The organism is Rhodanobacter sp. BL-MT-08 (assembly GCF_054161255.1).
In genome coordinates this window covers 4126934-4142727 of the sequence record NZ_CP167872.1, presented here as the reverse complement: position 1 = coordinate 4142727, position 15794 = coordinate 4126934, and the positions used below count along the sequence as shown (strand labels likewise).

The window sequence follows — 15794 nt, the reverse complement described above, 5'->3', positions numbered from 1 at the left end:
GCCGCTGCCGTTACCATCGGCCTCACTATCGAGGAGTGGGGATGGGCATGAGCACAGGACAAGGTAGCGGCGGCAACGTACTGGCCGCGATCTGCAGCTTATTCATACCGGGCTTGGGCCAGCTCGTGCAGGGTCGCCTGCTGATGGCGATTGTGATGTTTGTGCTGGCGGGGGCGCTGTGGTTTTTCCTGCTGGGCTGGATCATCCATATCTGGTCGATCATCGACGCGGCCTTGTTCAAGGCCAAATCCTGAATCAGGCGAACCGGCCACTATGCGCAGGGAAGCGCTTTTCAACCTCGGCAGGCAGGTGCAGCGTTGGCTGCTGCCGCTGCGCTGCCTGCTGTGCGGCGCGCCGGGTTGCAACGGGATCGATCTGTGCGCCGGATGCGCCACCGAGCTGCCGCGAAATCCTTCGTGCTGCGCGCGCTGTGCCCTGCCACTGGCCACGCCAGCGGCGCTTTGCGGCGAGTGTCAGCGCCGGCCGCCGCCATGGGACGCCGCATGGGCACCGTTTCGCTACGCCTGGCCGCTCGATCGGCTGGAATCGCGCTACAAGTTCGGCCGCGACCTTGCTGCCGGGCGCGTGCTCAGCACGCTTTGGCAGGCCGAGCCACGGGCTCTTGCGCTGCCCGATCTGATCGTGCCGGTGCCCTTGCATCGCGGCCGTCTGCGTCAGCGCGGTTACAACCAGGCGCTGGAACTGGCCAAGCCACTGGCCAAAGCCTTGGGCGTTCCAATGAGGCACGATCTGCTGCAGCGCCATCGCGCCACGCCGGCACAGACCGAACTCGATGCGGTCAGCCGGCGTCGCAACGTGCGCGGCGCTTTTTCAATACGACCAAGGGTGACGATACCGGGGCGCGTGGCGATTCTCGATGATGTGATGACCACTGGCGCCACGGCGGCCGAATGCGCCCGCGTGCTGAAGCGCGCGGGCGTAACGCGGGTGGACATATGGTCACTCGCACGGGCGCCCTCGCCGCGAGGGTGACTCTCAGGCTTGTGCGTCGATGGTCCGCAGAAAGGTGGACACGTCCCTCGAAAGCTGGCCAAGGGCGGTGAAGTGGCTCGGATCGAAATGACCCGCGTTTTGTTCTATCTGTATCAACTCGAGTCCAGCCAGCGTCTCGCGCTTCATCCTGTCGTAAAGACCGATAGCTTCGGCAACCAGTCCGCGATGCGACTCCGGAACGGCGGTCAATTCGTAGCGACGCACTTTGCTCTTGCTGTAGTAATCGGCGGCGTTCGGTAGAGGCGTGCCAAGCAAGGTCTCCAGTTTCCGGAAGGTGGCGGATTCCACGGCTTCATGAAAAATTCCATCGACATGGGGGAGATTTCTCAGCGCACGAAAAAACAGCTGCACCACCAGGAAATAGCCTTTCAGCACCTCGGCAAACGTGGCGACCGTGCCGCCGTTGAGCTCGGCGAGGCCACGTGTTGAAATCAGAACATCCAGCGGATTCCGAAACGTGAAAAGGTAGTGCGATGCGTAAAAATGGCGGCAGTGAAAGTCGAACAGTTCGCGCGTCTGACATTCTGCCTGCGGCGGGTTGATGACGATCTTGGATCCTACATAGCGATACGTCTGGGCGAGACGCGCCAGATAGGCATGCCAGCTGGTGTCCTGCTCAAACAGCGGCGGGCAATAGCTGCTCTTGTTTTCCTGGTTGCCCCAGCTTCGATGCATGGCGTTGTAACGTGTCGCGAAATCGTTTGCGCCGCCATCGTGATGAAAACCGGGCTCGCCAAAAAGAAAGATATCGCGTGAATCATTGAGCGCGTTTTGCATAATCGTGGTGCCGGTGCGTGCAGCACCGATAATGAAAAGACCCTGTGGTTCGATCCGATGGCAGACCTCGGCGAGCGACTGCTCGGGCTCCGCTGCGTCGCCGACTGTTTCAGATGCTGACGAACGGATACGCTGCCGCAGTTTGTCGAGGATGGAAGGCAACGCGGGCACTCACTCTGCGTAGGGTCGACGCCGGAGTGTCGATCGGGACGCCGCAGTCTCGCATGGTCAGCTGCATCGTGCAGCCCTGGCCTAGCGTTTTTCTGCCCACAGAGGATCGCGCCAGCATCACCGTACGCGCGGTTCGTTGCCCGTGCCAGCCACAATCGCACTGGCTTCCACGTTCTTGGCAATGATGGCCTGAAAGGTCGCCAGCGGGCAGGCGTCCGTTTTTTCGCATCCCTTGATGCGCAGCGTGGCGATATGCATCGCCCCGGCCGGTGCGACATCACCGGCACGCAGCGCGGCCAGCGTGGGCAGTGCAATCTGCAGGCGGACGGCGTAGTGGCCGCGCGATTCGATCAGCTGATAAATCAGCGCGCCGCCAGGCGGGTAGTCGTCCGGCTGCTCGACGTTGCGCCAGTCCAGCCCGAGCAGGCCGGCCTGGCTGGCCAGATCGGTATCGTGGCCGAGCAGGATCACTGCCTGGGTATCCGCCGGTGCCAGCGGCAGCAGTTTGGAGGCTTGGCCGGCTGCGGCCGTCAGCGTGGCAGCGATATGCGCCAGCATGTTGCCGCCGCGCGCATTGGCGGCATCGGGCGTTTTCTTGGCCAGCGCAAACTGCAGGTTGTGCAGGGTGATGATGGTGCCCACGCCGGCTGCGTCGAGCCGTCCCCAGCCGACCTGCGCCAGCGGCATGCCCTGGGCGTATTCCAGCATCAGGTTTTCCGACAGCGTGCCGGCGCTCTTCAGCGCTTTCGCCGGCGCTGTGCCGAGCAGCAGCTTTTTGCCGTTGGCCGCCGCCTTTTTCAGGCACGCGGCGTCGTGGCAGCCGAGCAGCACCTGCTGCAGGTCCTTTAGCGCGGGCACGGCCAGCGGAACGATGAGCGGCGGATCGGCATCGCCGCCGCCGTTGCCGCGAAACAGCGGATCGGCCTGGCTCGCCGCGAAGGCGAAGTAGTCGCGCGGGCACGACGATGACAGTCCACCCAGCATGGCGGCCGCGCTGTCGCGGTTGCGTGGCGTGCTGTCGGCGATCAGCTTCAGCGTTGGGTGTGTGCCGCACGCATCGGCGGCGACGCCTGCCGACGCCAGCTGCTTCCGGTACCAGCGGCCCAGCGACTGCATCAGCCGGGCGCCGTGCGACGTGAGCTGGCCGGGACCGGCGGGCCAGGCCGGCCACGGTTCGGCCGCATAGACGGCCAAGGCGTCGGGTGCGGCTGTCGGTGAGCGGATGCCGTGGCGAATCAGCACGATCTGCTGCACGATCCGCTCCGCCGGTGCTGCATGCGCAGCGCCGGCCTGTGGGGACGCGCAGGCCCACGCGGCAACCAGCGCGAATGCGCCAAGAAAGAGGCGGCGTGAACGAGAATGACGAGTCATAGGATTTCCTGAATGCCGATGCGCTTATCGCGCTGCGGCCTGCTCGGGATGGAGGGTCGAGGAGCGTCGAGGAAAGTCGAAGAACGCCGCAAGCTAGAGCTTCATCGACAGGTCGACAAACACGCCGCGTCCCGGCAGGCCGAAATACAGCGCATCGCCGCTGACCGACTGCGTGCCTGCGTATCCGGTCAGCTTGTGCACATTGAACAGGTTGTTGACGTCAACACTGATCGAGTAGCCCTTGTCCGACACGCCACCGTGCGCCGAGCGAAAGCCCAGCGCGGCGTCCACCGAGACATAGCCGCCCAGCCGCTGGCCGTTGCCGAACACGGTATCGCCATTGGCATCGGTGGTGTTGTCCAGTCCGTACTGCTTGCCGATGAACTTGCCCATCAGCGAACCGTAATAGCCGGTCCGGCCGCTGTAGAGCAGGCCCAGTGCCGCGGTGACCTTGGGCGTGGCGGCGACCTGCACGCTGCTGTGCTTGTAGGTCGCTTCGTTATAGCTGGCGTTGCCGTACAGGCTCCACTCGTGCGTCAGCGCGTAGGTGCCTTCCACTTCCGCGCCCTGGTAAATCGCGCCACCGCCGTTGACGTAGGTCAACTCGTTGCCTTCGGCCGTGGCTACCTGGGTTTCGGTGAGATAGTTGGTGAAGTCGATGTAGTAGACGTCCGCGCCAAAGGTGAAGCTGCGTGAGGCAAAGCTGGTACCGAGCTGATAGTTGGTGGTCTGCTCCGGCTTCAGACCGCGCGAGGCGTTGGTTTCGATGACGTCGATCGGCGGTGCCAGGAAGCCCTTCGCCGCCTGGGCATAAGCGGCCCACTGGTCGCTCAGCTGGTCGTGCACGCTCAGCGAGGGTAGGGTGGAGTGATAGGTCGCCTCGGCATCCAGCGGCACCGGCGCGGTCTTGTTGAGCGGCGCGTTGATCGAGCGCGTCACTTCCGAATAGCGCACGCCGGGGCTGACCGTGATCTGATCGCTGACCTTCCAGTCGTACTGCAGATACGGCTGCACGGTGTCGGTGCGGTCGCCGAGCAGGTAGTTGTCGAGATAGCCGTACTTGGTGCCGTTTTGCTGGCCGGTCGTGAGGTCGAGCGGATACTGGTAGCGCGCGTCGATATTGCGCTCCAGCCAGGCGCCGGCCTGCAGCGTGCCGGGGCCCAGGTCGCGGCTGAGCCGCAGCACGTCGCCGAAGGCGTGGAAGCCGGAGTCGGACAACTTGCCCGGCACGTCACTGCCGGCCTTGCTGACCTTTTTGCCGGCTGCGTTATAGAACGTTACGCCGTTGTCGGCCGGATTGTTGTCGCTGGCGTCGCTGGTCTTGCGTGCCCAATGGTCGAAGCTGTTGTAGTAGACCTTGTTGTCGACGCTCCAGTCGCCGATGCGGCTGGTCAAGTCGAGATAGTTGAAGCTGGAGTAGTACGCGGCGTTGTTGTAGCCGCTGTAGCTTTGCAGCCCGGGGTTGTCGGACAGACCGTAGCGCCAGCCGAACTGCGTAATTTCCTGTTTCGTCGCGCCCTGCACGGTGTTCTGGTGCTCTTCGTTGTAGCTGGTCACGAAGCTCAGTGTGGTGTCGGCGCCGAGGTCGGTGATCGTCTTCAGAAAGATGTGGTTGCGCTGATCGTCGGTGCCTTTGAGGTACGTGTCGCTGGATTCCTTCGAGACGTCCGCAAAGACCTGGGTGTGCGCGCCGAGCTGGCCGTCGCCGCTGACGCCGCCGGCGCGCGTGTTCCAGCTGCCCAGCGTGAGATACGCCGTGACGCCCGGCACGCTGCTGGGATCGCGCGAGCGCAGGCCCACCGTGCCGCCGAAGGTCGCGTTGCCAATCGTACTGCCGCCGCCCGGGCCGCGATCGATTTCAGCCTGACCCAGCACGTGGTTATTGAAGTACGCCGAGGTCGTGTGGTGCAGGTCGCTGGCGTCGCCGAAGGGAATGCCGTCGAAGGTGATATTGAACTGGCCGTCCTGAAAACCGCGAATGCTGATGCCTTCGTTCTTGCCCAGGCCAGGACCTTCGGGCGAGGTGACGGTGACGCTGGGTGCGTACTTGATGATGTCGTCGAAGTTGGCGTTGAAGCGCAGGCCGTCGCGGATGAAACGCTCGTCGATCACCGAGGTGGGCTGGATGGCGTCCAGCGGCGCGGCGCTGGGCGCCAGCGTATCGACGGCATTGGCACTGACGCTGACCGGCGCCAGGTCATGCGGAACATTGGCCGCCGCCTCAACCGGTGGAATGCCGCGCGGCGCCGGCGCGCTAGCGGCGGCGTTTCCCGCCGCACGACCGGCCACAATGGTCACGGTGGTCGGCGTGACGAAGCGGTAATCCAGACCGGTGCCTTTCAGCAGCTGCTGCAGCTGCTGTTTTGCACTCAGGCCCGCGGCCGCACCGTTGCTGCGCACCGTGCTGGCCACTTCGGACTGATAGACCAGCTGCAGGCCGCTGCGTCGGGCCAGCACGTCCAGCGCTTCGGTCAACGGCATGGCGCTGATCGCCTGGCTCTGGCGAGCATTTGACGCTTCCGCTGGCGCGGCCTGCGCCGCGGCAAGGATTGGCAGCGCACTGCCGAGCAGCAATGCAATGTGGACGGCGAGTTGTTTACGCATGACGATACCCGTGGATGGTTAGATGCATGACGGGCGACAGCGCGCGACGCGCAGTTTGTCGCCCTATGCCCGACTACGAGTGCGCGGGCAGCGAACCGGGTACCGCTGATTTGATGAATTTTTTCTTACAGTCGGTGGCGCGTGCGTTTTGGCGACGCGGCGGCTGTGACCTGCGCCCGCTCGCCATCGCGTTTCACCTGCACGCCGGGCAAGCTGGCCAGGTACGCCAGAAAGGCATCGACATCGTGCGCGTGGAAGCGGCCGCTGATCCGCATGCCGGCGATCTGCGAATCGCCGATCACCAGGGGCTTGGTGGTGTACGCGTTGAAGCGGCGCGCCACGTCGCCCACCGCGCTGTTGCGGAACTCAATATCGGCCGGAAGCCACGCCGTGGCCCGATCCATATCCGCGCGTTTGTTCGAGGTGATTACCGCACCATCGACAGCAAGTACGGCCTGCTCGCCGCCGCCTAGATGGGCAACCACCTTGTCTGGCGTGGATAGGTGGCCCAGCCGGCGCGACAGCGCATCCAGCCACGGATGCGTGGGCGAGAGCACGTCGACCCGTCCGCTGACCACGGTTACCGCACCACCGGCATCGTCGCGGCGCACCGCGAACACGGTGCCGATATCCTTCAAGACGCTGGCGCCCATGCGCACCTGCAGCGGTCGCGCCGGATCCTTGCCCACATCGAACAGCGCGTTGCCGTGCAGCAGCTCGATACGGCGCGAGCGCGCATCAAAATTGACTGCGATAGCGCTGTCGCGATCGAGCTGGACAAGGCTGCCATCGGGCAGGTCGAGGCTGCGCCCTTCGGTGGTGCTCGAGGCGTAGACTTCACCGCGTTGCGGACCCGGCGTAAACAGCAGCGCGCCACCGGCGAAAAGTCCCAGCGCAGCGATACCGGCGGCGGCCAGCCAGCGTCTTGACCGCTTGCGGCGCGCCGCCGTGCTGCGCCGCCGTCGCGACGCTGGAACAAACGGCGAGTCGCTCTTGCGATGGAGCGCCACGACGGCCGGTTCGTTGTTTGCGAGCGTGCGCAGTGCAGCGGTATCCATTGGTTCCATCGCGGCGGCCGCGTGCAGGTCACCGTGCATGCGGGCGATGGCCAGGTATTCGCCCACATGCAGCGGCGACTGCTTCAGCCACACCAGAAACGCGAGCTGCTCGGTTGCCGACAATCCTTCGCGCTGATCCAGATACCACCCGGCGGCCTGCTCGGTCGCGCGACGTACGTCGGCGTTGGACGCATGCCGATTCGATCGATCAGTCATAGCGGCCCATTCCCTGGCGGCACAGGGCAAGCGCCTTGACGATGTATTTCTTGACCATGCTGGCCGAGATCGACAACTGCTCGCCGATTTCGCGATAGCTGAGTTCGTCGCGGTAATGCATCACCAGTACGGCGCGGCATTTCGGCGAAAGCCGCTGAATCAGCTCGCCCAGCCGCTGCCGGCGCACTTCGCGATCCACGCCGGCGGCGGCGTCGCACGGCGTGGCCAGCCGATCGATGATGTCCTCCAGGCCGTCGGTGCCCACCGGCGCACTGCGCCGCATCACCGCGTGCTTCTTCATCAGGTTGGCGGCGATGGTGTAGAGATAGGCCTCCGGATTGCGAATGTCGTCCGCACCGTGCTGGTCGGCGGCGAGAAGGCGCAGATAAGTTTCCTGCACCAGATCCTGCGCGTCCCACGCGTGCGCCGTGCGCTTCAGGAAATAGCTGTTCAGCGGCGCGCGCTGCTCGGAAAACAGGCGCGACAGGCCGTGGGCATGGTCCAGCTTCAAAGGCATGTCCACATGGGCGCGATCGGACGACAGACGTTTCAGGATTGACCCAAGACTGTAGTCAGCCTTTATGACAGCGCCATGAAATGGAGGTGCTTTACCAGGCCTCCCTTCCAGGGTGCTGGTTGTCCTCGCGAGCCACAGTCCTTTGGTCGATTGCACGTGCCCAGGATAGCGGCAGCTCAAGGCTGCTCGCCTGACCTAGTGCTCATCCTGAGGCGCTTGTTCCGATTACGGCCAAGATGCCCGAACCTCCAGCATCAGGCTGCTGAGAAAGACCCCCAACTTCCGCGGGTCGGAGGATTGATGGTTCTCCAGCGGCGAGGTCGGGTGGCCGATCTCAAGTTGCAGCAAAAGCGGCCCGCCCGATCTCGAAAGCTGTTCCGGAATATCGACCGCATACGCCCGGGCGACATCGGCCGCTACCGTCCAGCTTGTCAATTTGACACCATTGATCTTCACTTGAAGGACTTGTGGACCGTGGCTTGCCGGATCGTATGCCTGCAGAACCAGCATCAGTCTGAGCGGCTGGCCTGAGGGTTCCAGGATTGTTTCGATCAGTGCATTGTTGCCGTCGCTCCAGACGCCGCTGGGCTCAATATGGCTCCATCCTGTACTGATGAAACGGCTACCCGGACCGTCCGCACGAACGAGCTCGGCTGTGCCTACGGGAAGGTGGTTGCCGATGATGGGGACTCCACTGGAGGGTGTGGCACAGTGCTGTTCTGTCGCCATACGGTTCATGTAATCGCTCCAGAACATGTCTCTATCCATGATGGAGTGCATCGGGATGTAGTGGTTGGGATCGATCAGGCGACTCGCTTGCGCCACACTCAGCCCGGTATGTGCGCAAGCAAGTTTCCTGGCCCTCTCCCAAGCCGAGTTGGCGATTCTCATGCCTTGGGTTTGCTGGACGGCGACGGCGTATCCCAGTCCTGCACTGACGGTCAGCGTCGCCAGCATAAAAAACTTCAGAGAAACCTTAGCCACGCGGTTTGGGGCCAGCGAAACGATGAGCAACGCGACGCTACCCACCAGAAAAAGCAGAGAGATGCGGCTGTCCAGATAGCTGCAATTATGATTGATCAAACACCATTGCTGCTGCTTCTCGGCGGAAACCACCGGCAACGTAATGGCAACGACGCCAAGTGCAAGTACCACGGCCGATGCCCGGCTTCTCTTTGGAAGCTTCGTGTTGCCGCCGTTCGCTCGCTCATAGAGACAAAGCGCAAAGAAGCACAAGACGGCTGCAGCCAACGCTCCCCGGACAGCGGGTGGCGCCAGCACCGATGTCTGGAAGAATGGCAGCCACGTACCGGATGCGATGTGCATCGCGAATGTCTTGCCGAGTGCAGCAAGATGCCCTAGCCCATCCATGCTGGCTCCGTCGTAGTGCGAAGCCTGGCTCTGGCGGAAATACGCGTAGGCAAAATAGACGACCGCCAGGCTGATCAAATCGCCGCGGTACCGCTTCAGTACGTTGCCCAGCGGCTGGGCTGCGTCTGCCGATCGTGCCGTGCTGATTTCGCACGCCACCAGCACCAGCCCAACGATCATCATGTATTCACTGCTGATCAAGGCGAGCAGGTAAAAGACATGCGTCAGATACATCAGCAGTTGCGATCCGATGCTCCGGCTACCCACAACAACCGGACGACCACGCACAATGACCAGTCGACTCGCCATCAGAACCATCAGCGGCAGTGCCAATTCCAGCGGATAGCCTACCGGCGGCATGTGGTAGCCGATCATCGGTTGCAGTGCAACGATGGCAACAAAAACCGGAAGGGCCATTTTCACGCGTGAAACGCGAGCTAGCCAGAATGAGAAAAGCAATATGTCGGCATACCAAAGCGCCACATACGCGACGCGGAAAAGCAGATGATCTGCGAATTGCGAGCCTAGCAGCAGGATCGGCAGTAGCACGTACATACCAATGCGAGCCTGCTGGGCTGCGGTTTGTACGATGTAGTCCGCGATCTTTCCATGCAGCACGACGTTCTCAAAAAGAACATCGTCCCCGGTCAGCCGGTATCCGTAGAGAAAGAAATGCGCTTGAGTCGCGGCAAACAGCACTGCGCACAGCCACACAAGGAGCATCACGAAATTGTGCCGATTGGCGAGAAGTCGGGTTACCTTCATCTATTGACGCGCCTGCAGAGCAAATTGGGAAAATGGAAAGAAACGGGAGGCCATGCTGTCTCTTTCCCCTAGGGTGGTTGCACTGATATTCAGTGGGCCGTAACACTGCAATCGAGCGTCGATCTACTGGTTATCAGCGCACCGCGAGCGCCAGCACGATGCCGATCCACAGCGTGACACCAACCCAGTTGTTGTGGCGGAAGGCGGCCAGGCAGGCGTCCTTGGCGCGATGGCGGATCAGCCACAGCTGATAGCCAAAAAGGGCGGCGGCGGCGAGCAGCCCGAGCCAGTACGGCCAGCCCAGCGCGGCGCGCTGGCCGACGAAGAGCATGGTGAGCAGAAACGTGCCCATCAGGATGCCGAGGATCGGCAGGTCGGCATCGCCGAACAGGATTGCGGTGGATTTCGCGCCGGCCCGAATATCGTCGTCGCGATCGACCATCGCGTACTCGGTGTCGTAGATCACCGACCACAGGATGTTGCCGATAAACAGTAGCCACGCCACCGGTGATACGGCACCGGCAACCGCGGCGAATGCCATCGGTATCGACCAGCCAAACGCGGCGCCGAGCACCACCTGCGGCATGTGCGTATAGCGCTTGCTGAATGGGTAGGCCGCCGCGAGCGCGGCGCCGATAAACGACAGTTTGATCGTCAGCGCGTTGGTAAAAAGCACCAGCACAAACGCGAACGCGAGCAACACGCCAAACACCATTAACGCCTCACGCGGCGTGACGCGTCCACTGGCGATCGGTCGTCCCGCGGTGCGCGCGACCTGCGGATCGAGCTTGCGGTCCGCGTAGTCGTTGATGGCGCAGCCGGCCGCGCGCATGGCAAACACGCCGAGCGTAAAGATGATCAGCGGTTTCCACGGCGGGAAGTCGCCCGCAGTCAGCCACAGCGCCCACCACGTCGGCCATAGCAGCAGCAGCGCGCCGATGGGCCGATCCATGCGTGTCAGCACCAGATAATCGAGCGCTTTTTCGCGGTAGCGTGGCGGCAGCTTTTGCAAAAGCCAGTTCAGTACGCGCGTGGCGCGCGTAGAGCTGTCGGCCGGCCGCGGCGGTTTCTTCTCTACGGGCCTGGCAGCGCCCGGTCTCGTCCGCGGGCCTGGAGAAGACGGAGATTTACGCGGCTGACGTTTGCGGGGCGGTGGTGACATACCAACAGTCTAGCGTGAGGCTTCGACGTGTCGATGCCCGAGAGCCGATTGGCTGCTCGGGATCAAAAGAAAACAACTTTGCCACCTATAAACGGCGACCATGCTCTGGCCAGGGTGCTCGGCTCTTTGGGGGCAATTCGACCCGGATTTTCCGAGCTTGGCCCGGTTGAAGGAGATCGAAAACGGCTTCAGAGCAAATCGTCGTCGCTATCGGGCTCCAACGGATCAGGGTCAGCCTCGACCTCTGGATGCGAATGTCCGGGACTGTCTATCTCTCGTTCCGGCAGGCCTTTGCCGGGTTCGGCGAAGGGCGGTTGCGGGTTCATTGGATTGCCTGGCATGAAACGGTGCTCCACGTGGTCTGGGAGCAACAAGACTGGCGACGCGCACGTTAACGGCATGCGATTGCGCGGTGAGGATAGCGATGACTACCGCGCGATAAGCCGGCTAAGCGCTTCTTGCAGCGGCAGGATCGTTTCCGAGCAGCAGCCGATACGCGGGATTCTCACTCTCGTTGGAATGCGGATACCCCAGCGTGCCGAGAAATTGCTGGAACATCGCGCGCTCGTGCGGTGGCACCTGGATGCCGACGAGGATGCGGCCGTAGTCGGCGCCGTGGTTGCGGTAGTGGAACAGGCTGATGTTCCAGTCCGGGTGCATGTGCTCGAGAAATCGCCGCAGCGCGCCGGGCCGCTCGGGAAATTCGAAGCGGTAAATTTGTTCGTCACGGGCCAGCGCAGAGCGTCCGCCAATCATGTGGCGCAGATGCAGCTTCGCCAGCTCGTTGTCGGTCAGGTCGAGCACGCCGAAGTTTTGTTCATCGAACGCCCCGCGCAGCGCTTCGCGGTCGGCGCGTGCGCCGATCTGCACGCCCACGAAAATATGTGCCGACGCTGCATCGCCGATGCGGTAGTTGAATTCGGTGATGCTGCGCTGGCCCAGCGCCGAGCAGAACCGCTTGAAGCTGCCGCGCTCCTCCGGCACGGTGACCGCGAATACCGCTTCGCGCTGCTCGCCGATGCTGGCCCGCTCGGCGACGAAGCGCAGGCGATCGAAATTCATGTTGGCGCCGGAGACCACCGCCACCAGCGCACCGTTGCCGGCGCCGTGTGTGGCGACATACTGCTTGAGGCCGGCCAGCGCCAGCGCGCCGGCCGGTTCCGCCACGCTGCGGGTATCCTGATAAATGTCGCCGATGGCCGCGCAGATCGCGTCGGTATCCACCCGCAGCACGGTGTCGACGTGGCGCCGACACAGCTCGAAGGTGTGCGCGCCGACCTGCTTGACCGTGGTGCCGTCGGCAAACGGCCCGACTTCTTCCAGCACCACTCGTGCACCGCCTTCCAGCGATTGCGCCATGGCGTCGGAGTCGGCGGCCTGTACGCCGATCACCTTGACGCCTGGCCGCAGCATTTTGATGCAGGTCGCCACGCCCGCCAGCAGGCCGCCGCCGCCGACGGGCACAAACACGGCCTGCAGCGCCTCCGGATGCTGGCGCAGAATTTCCAGACCGACGCTGGCCTGTCCGGCGATCACGTCGATGTCGTCGAACGGATGCACGAACACGCTGCCCAGCTCGCGCTGCAGGCGCGCGGCCTCAACCTGGGCATCGCTGTAGGAGTCGCCGGCCAGCAGCACCTTCACGAATACGCCGCCAAAGCGATACACCGCGTCGATCTTCACCTGTGGCGCAGTGACCGGCATCACGATGGTGGCCTGGATGCCCAATCTGGCCGCCGCCAGCGCAACGCCCTGCGCGTGGTTGCCAGCCGACGCAGCGATCACGCCCCGCGCGCGCTGCGCGTCGTCCAGCTTCACCATGCGGTTATAGGCGCCGCGCAGCTTGAACGAGAAAACCGTCTGCTGATCTTCGCGCTTCAACCAGACGTCGCTGCCGGTTCTCGAGGACAGCAGCGGGGCGAATTCCAGCGGTGATTCGCGCGCGACGTCGTAGACCTGCGACGACTGCGCGCGGCCGACCATCTCGCTGTCGCTCGGCGTATCGACAGCTTCGTCCGGTTGGGGCGTCCGGGCAGTAGGGAGTTCAACGCGGGCATTCACGAGAGTGCGGGTACCGCGGCAAGTCGTGCGCTTTCGCTGTCGCTGTCATCGGGCGTGAGCGTGATCACGTCGAGCACATCTATCAGCTTGCGCGTCTGCCGCACGATTTGCTCCAGCGTGGCCTCGTCGCCATGCAGCACCAGGGTCAGCTGCGAGATTGCCGGATCGACGGTGGCGGCGACGTTGAGCGTGTCGATATTGACGTGGCGTGCGGCGAACATGCCGGCGACGCGAGCCAGCGCGCCGGACTCGTTTTGCAGAAGAATGGAAAGCGTGTGGCGCATAAGTCGTTACTCAGAACATGTCGACAAGAGGGGTGGACGTCACCGGCGGCGCCGCACTGGCGTCGCGCGCCGCGATGTGGTCGCCGGTGATCATCTGCGCGTAGGTGGCGCCGGGGCCGACCATCGGGTACACGCCGGCATCGGGGTCGATCATGACTTCGAGAAAGGCCGGACCGTCGAAGTGCAGAAAGTCGGCGACGGTGCTTGCCATGTCCTGCGGGTGCTCCAATCGTTTGGCCCACTGGAAGCCGTCGGCCTGCGCCGTCTTGACGAAATCCTTGGTGCGCAGGCTCTTGTCCGAGGCGGCGAAGCGGCCCATGAAATACAGTTTCTGCCACTGCCGCACCATGCCGTCGCCGAGGTTGTTGAACACCAGCACTTTCACCGGCAGGTTGTAGGTGGTGCAGACCTCCAGCTCGCCGATATTCATGCGGATGCTGGCGTCGCCGTCGATGTCGATCACCAGCGCATCGCGCCGGGCGAACTGCGCGCCGATCGCCGCCGGCAGGCCGAAACCCATCGTGCCCATCGAGCCCGAGGTCAGCCACTGCCGTGGTTCGCGAAACGCCGAATACTGCGCCGCCCACATCTGGTGCTGGCCAACGCCGGTGCTGATGATGGCGCGGCCGTGCGTGGTCTTGTTGATTTCTTCAATCACCGCATACGGCTGGATCAACGCGCTGGCGCGGTCGTAGTTCATCGCATGCACGCGCTTGAGTTCGGCGATGTGCGCGTGCCACGCCTGCAGGGAAGGCCGCTTGCCATGCGTTTTGCCGTACTGGGTCAGGCGTTCCAGCGTGCGCACCATCGGTCCGCAGTGATGCCACTGGATCGCCTTGACTTTGCCGAACTCGGCCGGATCGATATCGATCTGCGCGATGAACTTGGCGCGCGGCGCGAATTTGTCCGGCACGCCGGCCACGCGGTCATCGAAGCGGGCGCCCAGCGTCAGGATGAAATCGCAGTCCTCGACCGCGTAATTGGCGTAGGCCGTGCCGTGCATGCCGAGCATGTGCAGAGACAGCGCGTCGCCGGTGTCGAGCGCGCCCAGCCCCATCAGCGTGGTGGTCACCGGCAGACCGAAGGCCTCGACGAAGGCGCGCAGCGCCTGCGAAGCCTCGGCGGCAATCACGCCGCCGCCGGCGTAGATCAGCGGCCGCTGCGCCGCGTCCAGCGCGGCGAAGAAGGCGGCGCATTCGGCATCATCCAGCCGCGCTTCTTCCACCGCGCGAAGGCGCGCACGATAGCCCGGAATCGGCAGCCGCGACTGGCCGTCAAAAGTCAGCGCGGTGTTCTGCACGTTCTTCGGAATATCCACCACCACCGGACCCGGACGGCCCGTGCGCGCGATCTCGAAGGCGGTGCGCAGCGTCGCTTCCAGCGCGTTGGCGTCAGTGACCAGAAACACGTGCTTGGCGCAGGCGCCCATGATGTTGCTGACCGGCGCCTCCTGGAACGCGTCGCTGCCCAGCGAGGTGGTGGCGACCTGGCCGCAGATCACCACCATCGGCGTGGAATCGGCCATCGAATCGCGCACCGGGGTCACCATGTTGGTGGCGCCGGGGCCGGAGGTGACCACCGCGACGCCGACCTTGCCCGAGGCGCGCGCATAGCCCGAGGCCATGAAGCCGGCGCCCTGTTCGTTGGCCGGCACGATCAGCGGCATCGGCTCGCTGCCATCGGCACGCAGGTGTTCGGCGTTATAGCGGTAGAGCGCGTCATAGACCGGCAGAATGGCGCCGCCGGAATAGCCGAACATCACGTCGACGCCTTCGTCGGCAAGCACCTGCACCACTACATCGGCGCCGCTCATCGGCGTGCCGGCGAGCGGGTGCTGGGCATCATCGATGGTGATGGAAGGTGTCGGCTTGTGCGCTTTGAGCAGTTGCGTAGTCACATCGGTATCCTGGGTTTGCGGCTGGTCGGCTGTTTGCGACATGTCGGCTGACGGCGGGTCGCTTAACAGCGCAGTCGGTTAAAGGCCGGCATCTCCATGCGCGCGGTCGCTCGTGTTTGGACGTCTAATTGCGGATCAGTTCGACTGCATCCACGTCGATGTTGACCATGGCGTAGGTCGGCTCGCCGTAGATCGACTCGATCAGCGCTTCCTGATCGGTGACGGAGAAGTTCTCCCACTCGATCCCGTTGGGATCCTTGGAGATGGTGAAGCCCCTGGCCTCGTCGTCCTCAAAACCGATGTGCCGAACCTGTCCGGCCTGCTCGGGCATTTCGTTGATCGAGAAATTCAGTTGCCGCGTGCGCCACAGGGCGTACTTGCCCTGCACCACCAGCTGCGGCTGCTGGCCGAGCCGCGCGCTGTAGTCGGCAATGGAGTCATCGAGGTTGCGCACAGCCAGAGCAATATGGAAACGTTTCATGAGCATTCCTTTGTGAGATGGTGCGGTTGGAGGTGACGGCCGCCG

At 63.6% G+C, this 15794-nt stretch carries 13 protein-coding genes; 2 read left to right on the top strand and 11 right to left on the bottom strand.

What is annotated here, in order from left to right; all coding sequences use genetic code 11:
- Positions 1-47: 47 nt before the first annotated feature.
- Both ACDK93_RS18390 and ACDK93_RS18385 read left to right on the top strand, forming a co-directional pair.
- Entirely contained in the window at positions 48-254 is a 207-nt protein-coding gene (locus ACDK93_RS18390) for a hypothetical protein (RefSeq protein ID WP_458070465.1), read from the top strand.
- Between the two features lie 19 nt (positions 255-273).
- Positions 274-993 carry a ComF family protein gene (locus ACDK93_RS18385; RefSeq protein WP_458070464.1) on the top strand — a complete coding sequence of 240 codons (720 nt, stop codon included), beginning with the start codon at positions 274-276 and terminating at the stop codon, positions 991-993.
- A gap of 3 nt (positions 994-996) precedes the next feature.
- On the opposite strand, the gene ACDK93_RS18380 is transcribed toward ACDK93_RS18385, so the two are convergent.
- The 11 genes from ACDK93_RS18380 to ACDK93_RS18330 all read right to left on the bottom strand — a co-directional run bounded on the left by ACDK93_RS18380 (position 997) and on the right by ACDK93_RS18330 (position 15749).
- Positions 997-1953: a hypothetical protein gene (locus ACDK93_RS18380; protein ID WP_458070463.1), complete on the bottom strand. Its 957-nt coding sequence runs from the start codon at positions 1951-1953 to the stop codon at positions 997-999.
- Positions 1954-2079: 126 nt separating this feature from the next.
- Positions 2080-3333 carry a histidine-type phosphatase gene (locus ACDK93_RS18375; RefSeq protein WP_458070462.1) on the bottom strand — a complete coding sequence of 418 codons (1254 nt, stop codon included), beginning with the start codon at positions 3331-3333 and terminating at the stop codon, positions 2080-2082.
- A gap of 93 nt (positions 3334-3426) precedes the next feature.
- Positions 3427-5937, bottom strand: a complete 2511-nt coding sequence (locus ACDK93_RS18370) for a TonB-dependent receptor domain-containing protein (RefSeq protein ID WP_458070461.1) — start codon at positions 5935-5937, stop codon at positions 3427-3429.
- 125 nt (positions 5938-6062) lie between these two features.
- Positions 6063-7211, bottom strand: a complete 1149-nt coding sequence (locus tag ACDK93_RS18365; RefSeq protein WP_458070460.1) for a FecR family protein — start codon at positions 7209-7211, stop codon at positions 6063-6065.
- Positions 7204-7728 (bottom strand): RNA polymerase sigma factor, encoded by a 525-nt coding sequence (locus ACDK93_RS18360; RefSeq protein WP_458070459.1) that lies wholly within the window; start codon positions 7726-7728, stop codon positions 7204-7206. Before ACDK93_RS18360 ends, ACDK93_RS18365 begins: the two co-directional genes overlap by 8 nt.
- A gap of 225 nt (positions 7729-7953) precedes the next feature.
- Entirely contained in the window at positions 7954-9864 is a 1911-nt protein-coding gene (locus ACDK93_RS18355; RefSeq protein ID WP_458070458.1) for a hypothetical protein, read from the bottom strand.
- Positions 9865-9997: 133 nt separating this feature from the next.
- A complete protein-coding gene (ubiA, locus tag ACDK93_RS18350; RefSeq protein WP_458070457.1) occupies positions 9998-11026 on the bottom strand; it encodes a 4-hydroxybenzoate octaprenyltransferase in 1029 nt (342 codons plus the stop codon).
- A gap of 447 nt (positions 11027-11473) precedes the next feature.
- A complete protein-coding gene (gene ilvA / locus ACDK93_RS18345; protein ID WP_458070456.1) occupies positions 11474-13087 on the bottom strand; it encodes a threonine ammonia-lyase, biosynthetic in 1614 nt (537 codons plus the stop codon).
- Positions 13084-13371, bottom strand: coding sequence for an acetolactate synthase small subunit (gene ilvN / locus ACDK93_RS18340; protein WP_458070455.1), 288 nt, complete (start codon positions 13369-13371; stop codon positions 13084-13086). The genes ilvA and ilvN overlap by 4 nt, the downstream gene beginning before the upstream one ends.
- A gap of 10 nt (positions 13372-13381) precedes the next feature.
- On the bottom strand, positions 13382-15184 hold the full coding sequence (gene ilvB, locus ACDK93_RS18335; RefSeq protein ID WP_458072530.1) for a biosynthetic-type acetolactate synthase large subunit: 1803 nt from the start codon (positions 15182-15184) through the stop codon (positions 13382-13384).
- Between the two features lie 208 nt (positions 15185-15392).
- Positions 15393-15749, bottom strand: coding sequence for a hypothetical protein (locus ACDK93_RS18330; RefSeq protein ID WP_458070454.1), 357 nt, complete (start codon positions 15747-15749; stop codon positions 15393-15395).
- Positions 15750-15794 lie beyond the last annotated feature (45 nt).

Coding starts and splice junctions, on each gene's coding strand:
- ACDK93_RS18375 (WP_458070462.1), bottom strand. CDS start 3,333: ATGACTCGTCATTCTCGTTCACGCCGCCTCTTTCTTGGCGCATTCGCG.
- ACDK93_RS18390 (WP_458070465.1), top strand. CDS start 48: ATGAGCACAGGACAAGGTAGCGGCGGCAACGTACTGGCCGCGATCTGC.
- ACDK93_RS18370 (WP_458070461.1), bottom strand. CDS start 5,937: ATGCGTAAACAACTCGCCGTCCACATTGCATTGCTGCTCGGCAGTGCG.
- ACDK93_RS18330 (WP_458070454.1), bottom strand. CDS start 15,749: ATGAAACGTTTCCATATTGCTCTGGCTGTGCGCAACCTCGATGACTCC.
- ilvN (WP_458070455.1), bottom strand. CDS start 13,371: ATGCGCCACACGCTTTCCATTCTTCTGCAAAACGAGTCCGGCGCGCTG.
- ACDK93_RS18360 (WP_458070459.1), bottom strand. CDS start 7,728: ATGCCTTTGAAGCTGGACCATGCCCACGGCCTGTCGCGCCTGTTTTCC.
- ACDK93_RS18365 (WP_458070460.1), bottom strand. CDS start 7,211: ATGACTGATCGATCGAATCGGCATGCGTCCAACGCCGACGTACGTCGC.
- ACDK93_RS18355 (WP_458070458.1), bottom strand. CDS start 9,864: ATGAAGGTAACCCGACTTCTCGCCAATCGGCACAATTTCGTGATGCTC.
- ilvB (WP_458072530.1), bottom strand. CDS start 15,184: ATGAGCGGCGCCGATGTAGTGGTGCAGGTGCTTGCCGACGAAGGCGTC.
- ubiA (WP_458070457.1), bottom strand. CDS start 11,026: ATGTCACCACCGCCCCGCAAACGTCAGCCGCGTAAATCTCCGTCTTCT.
- ACDK93_RS18385 (WP_458070464.1), top strand. CDS start 274: ATGCGCAGGGAAGCGCTTTTCAACCTCGGCAGGCAGGTGCAGCGTTGG.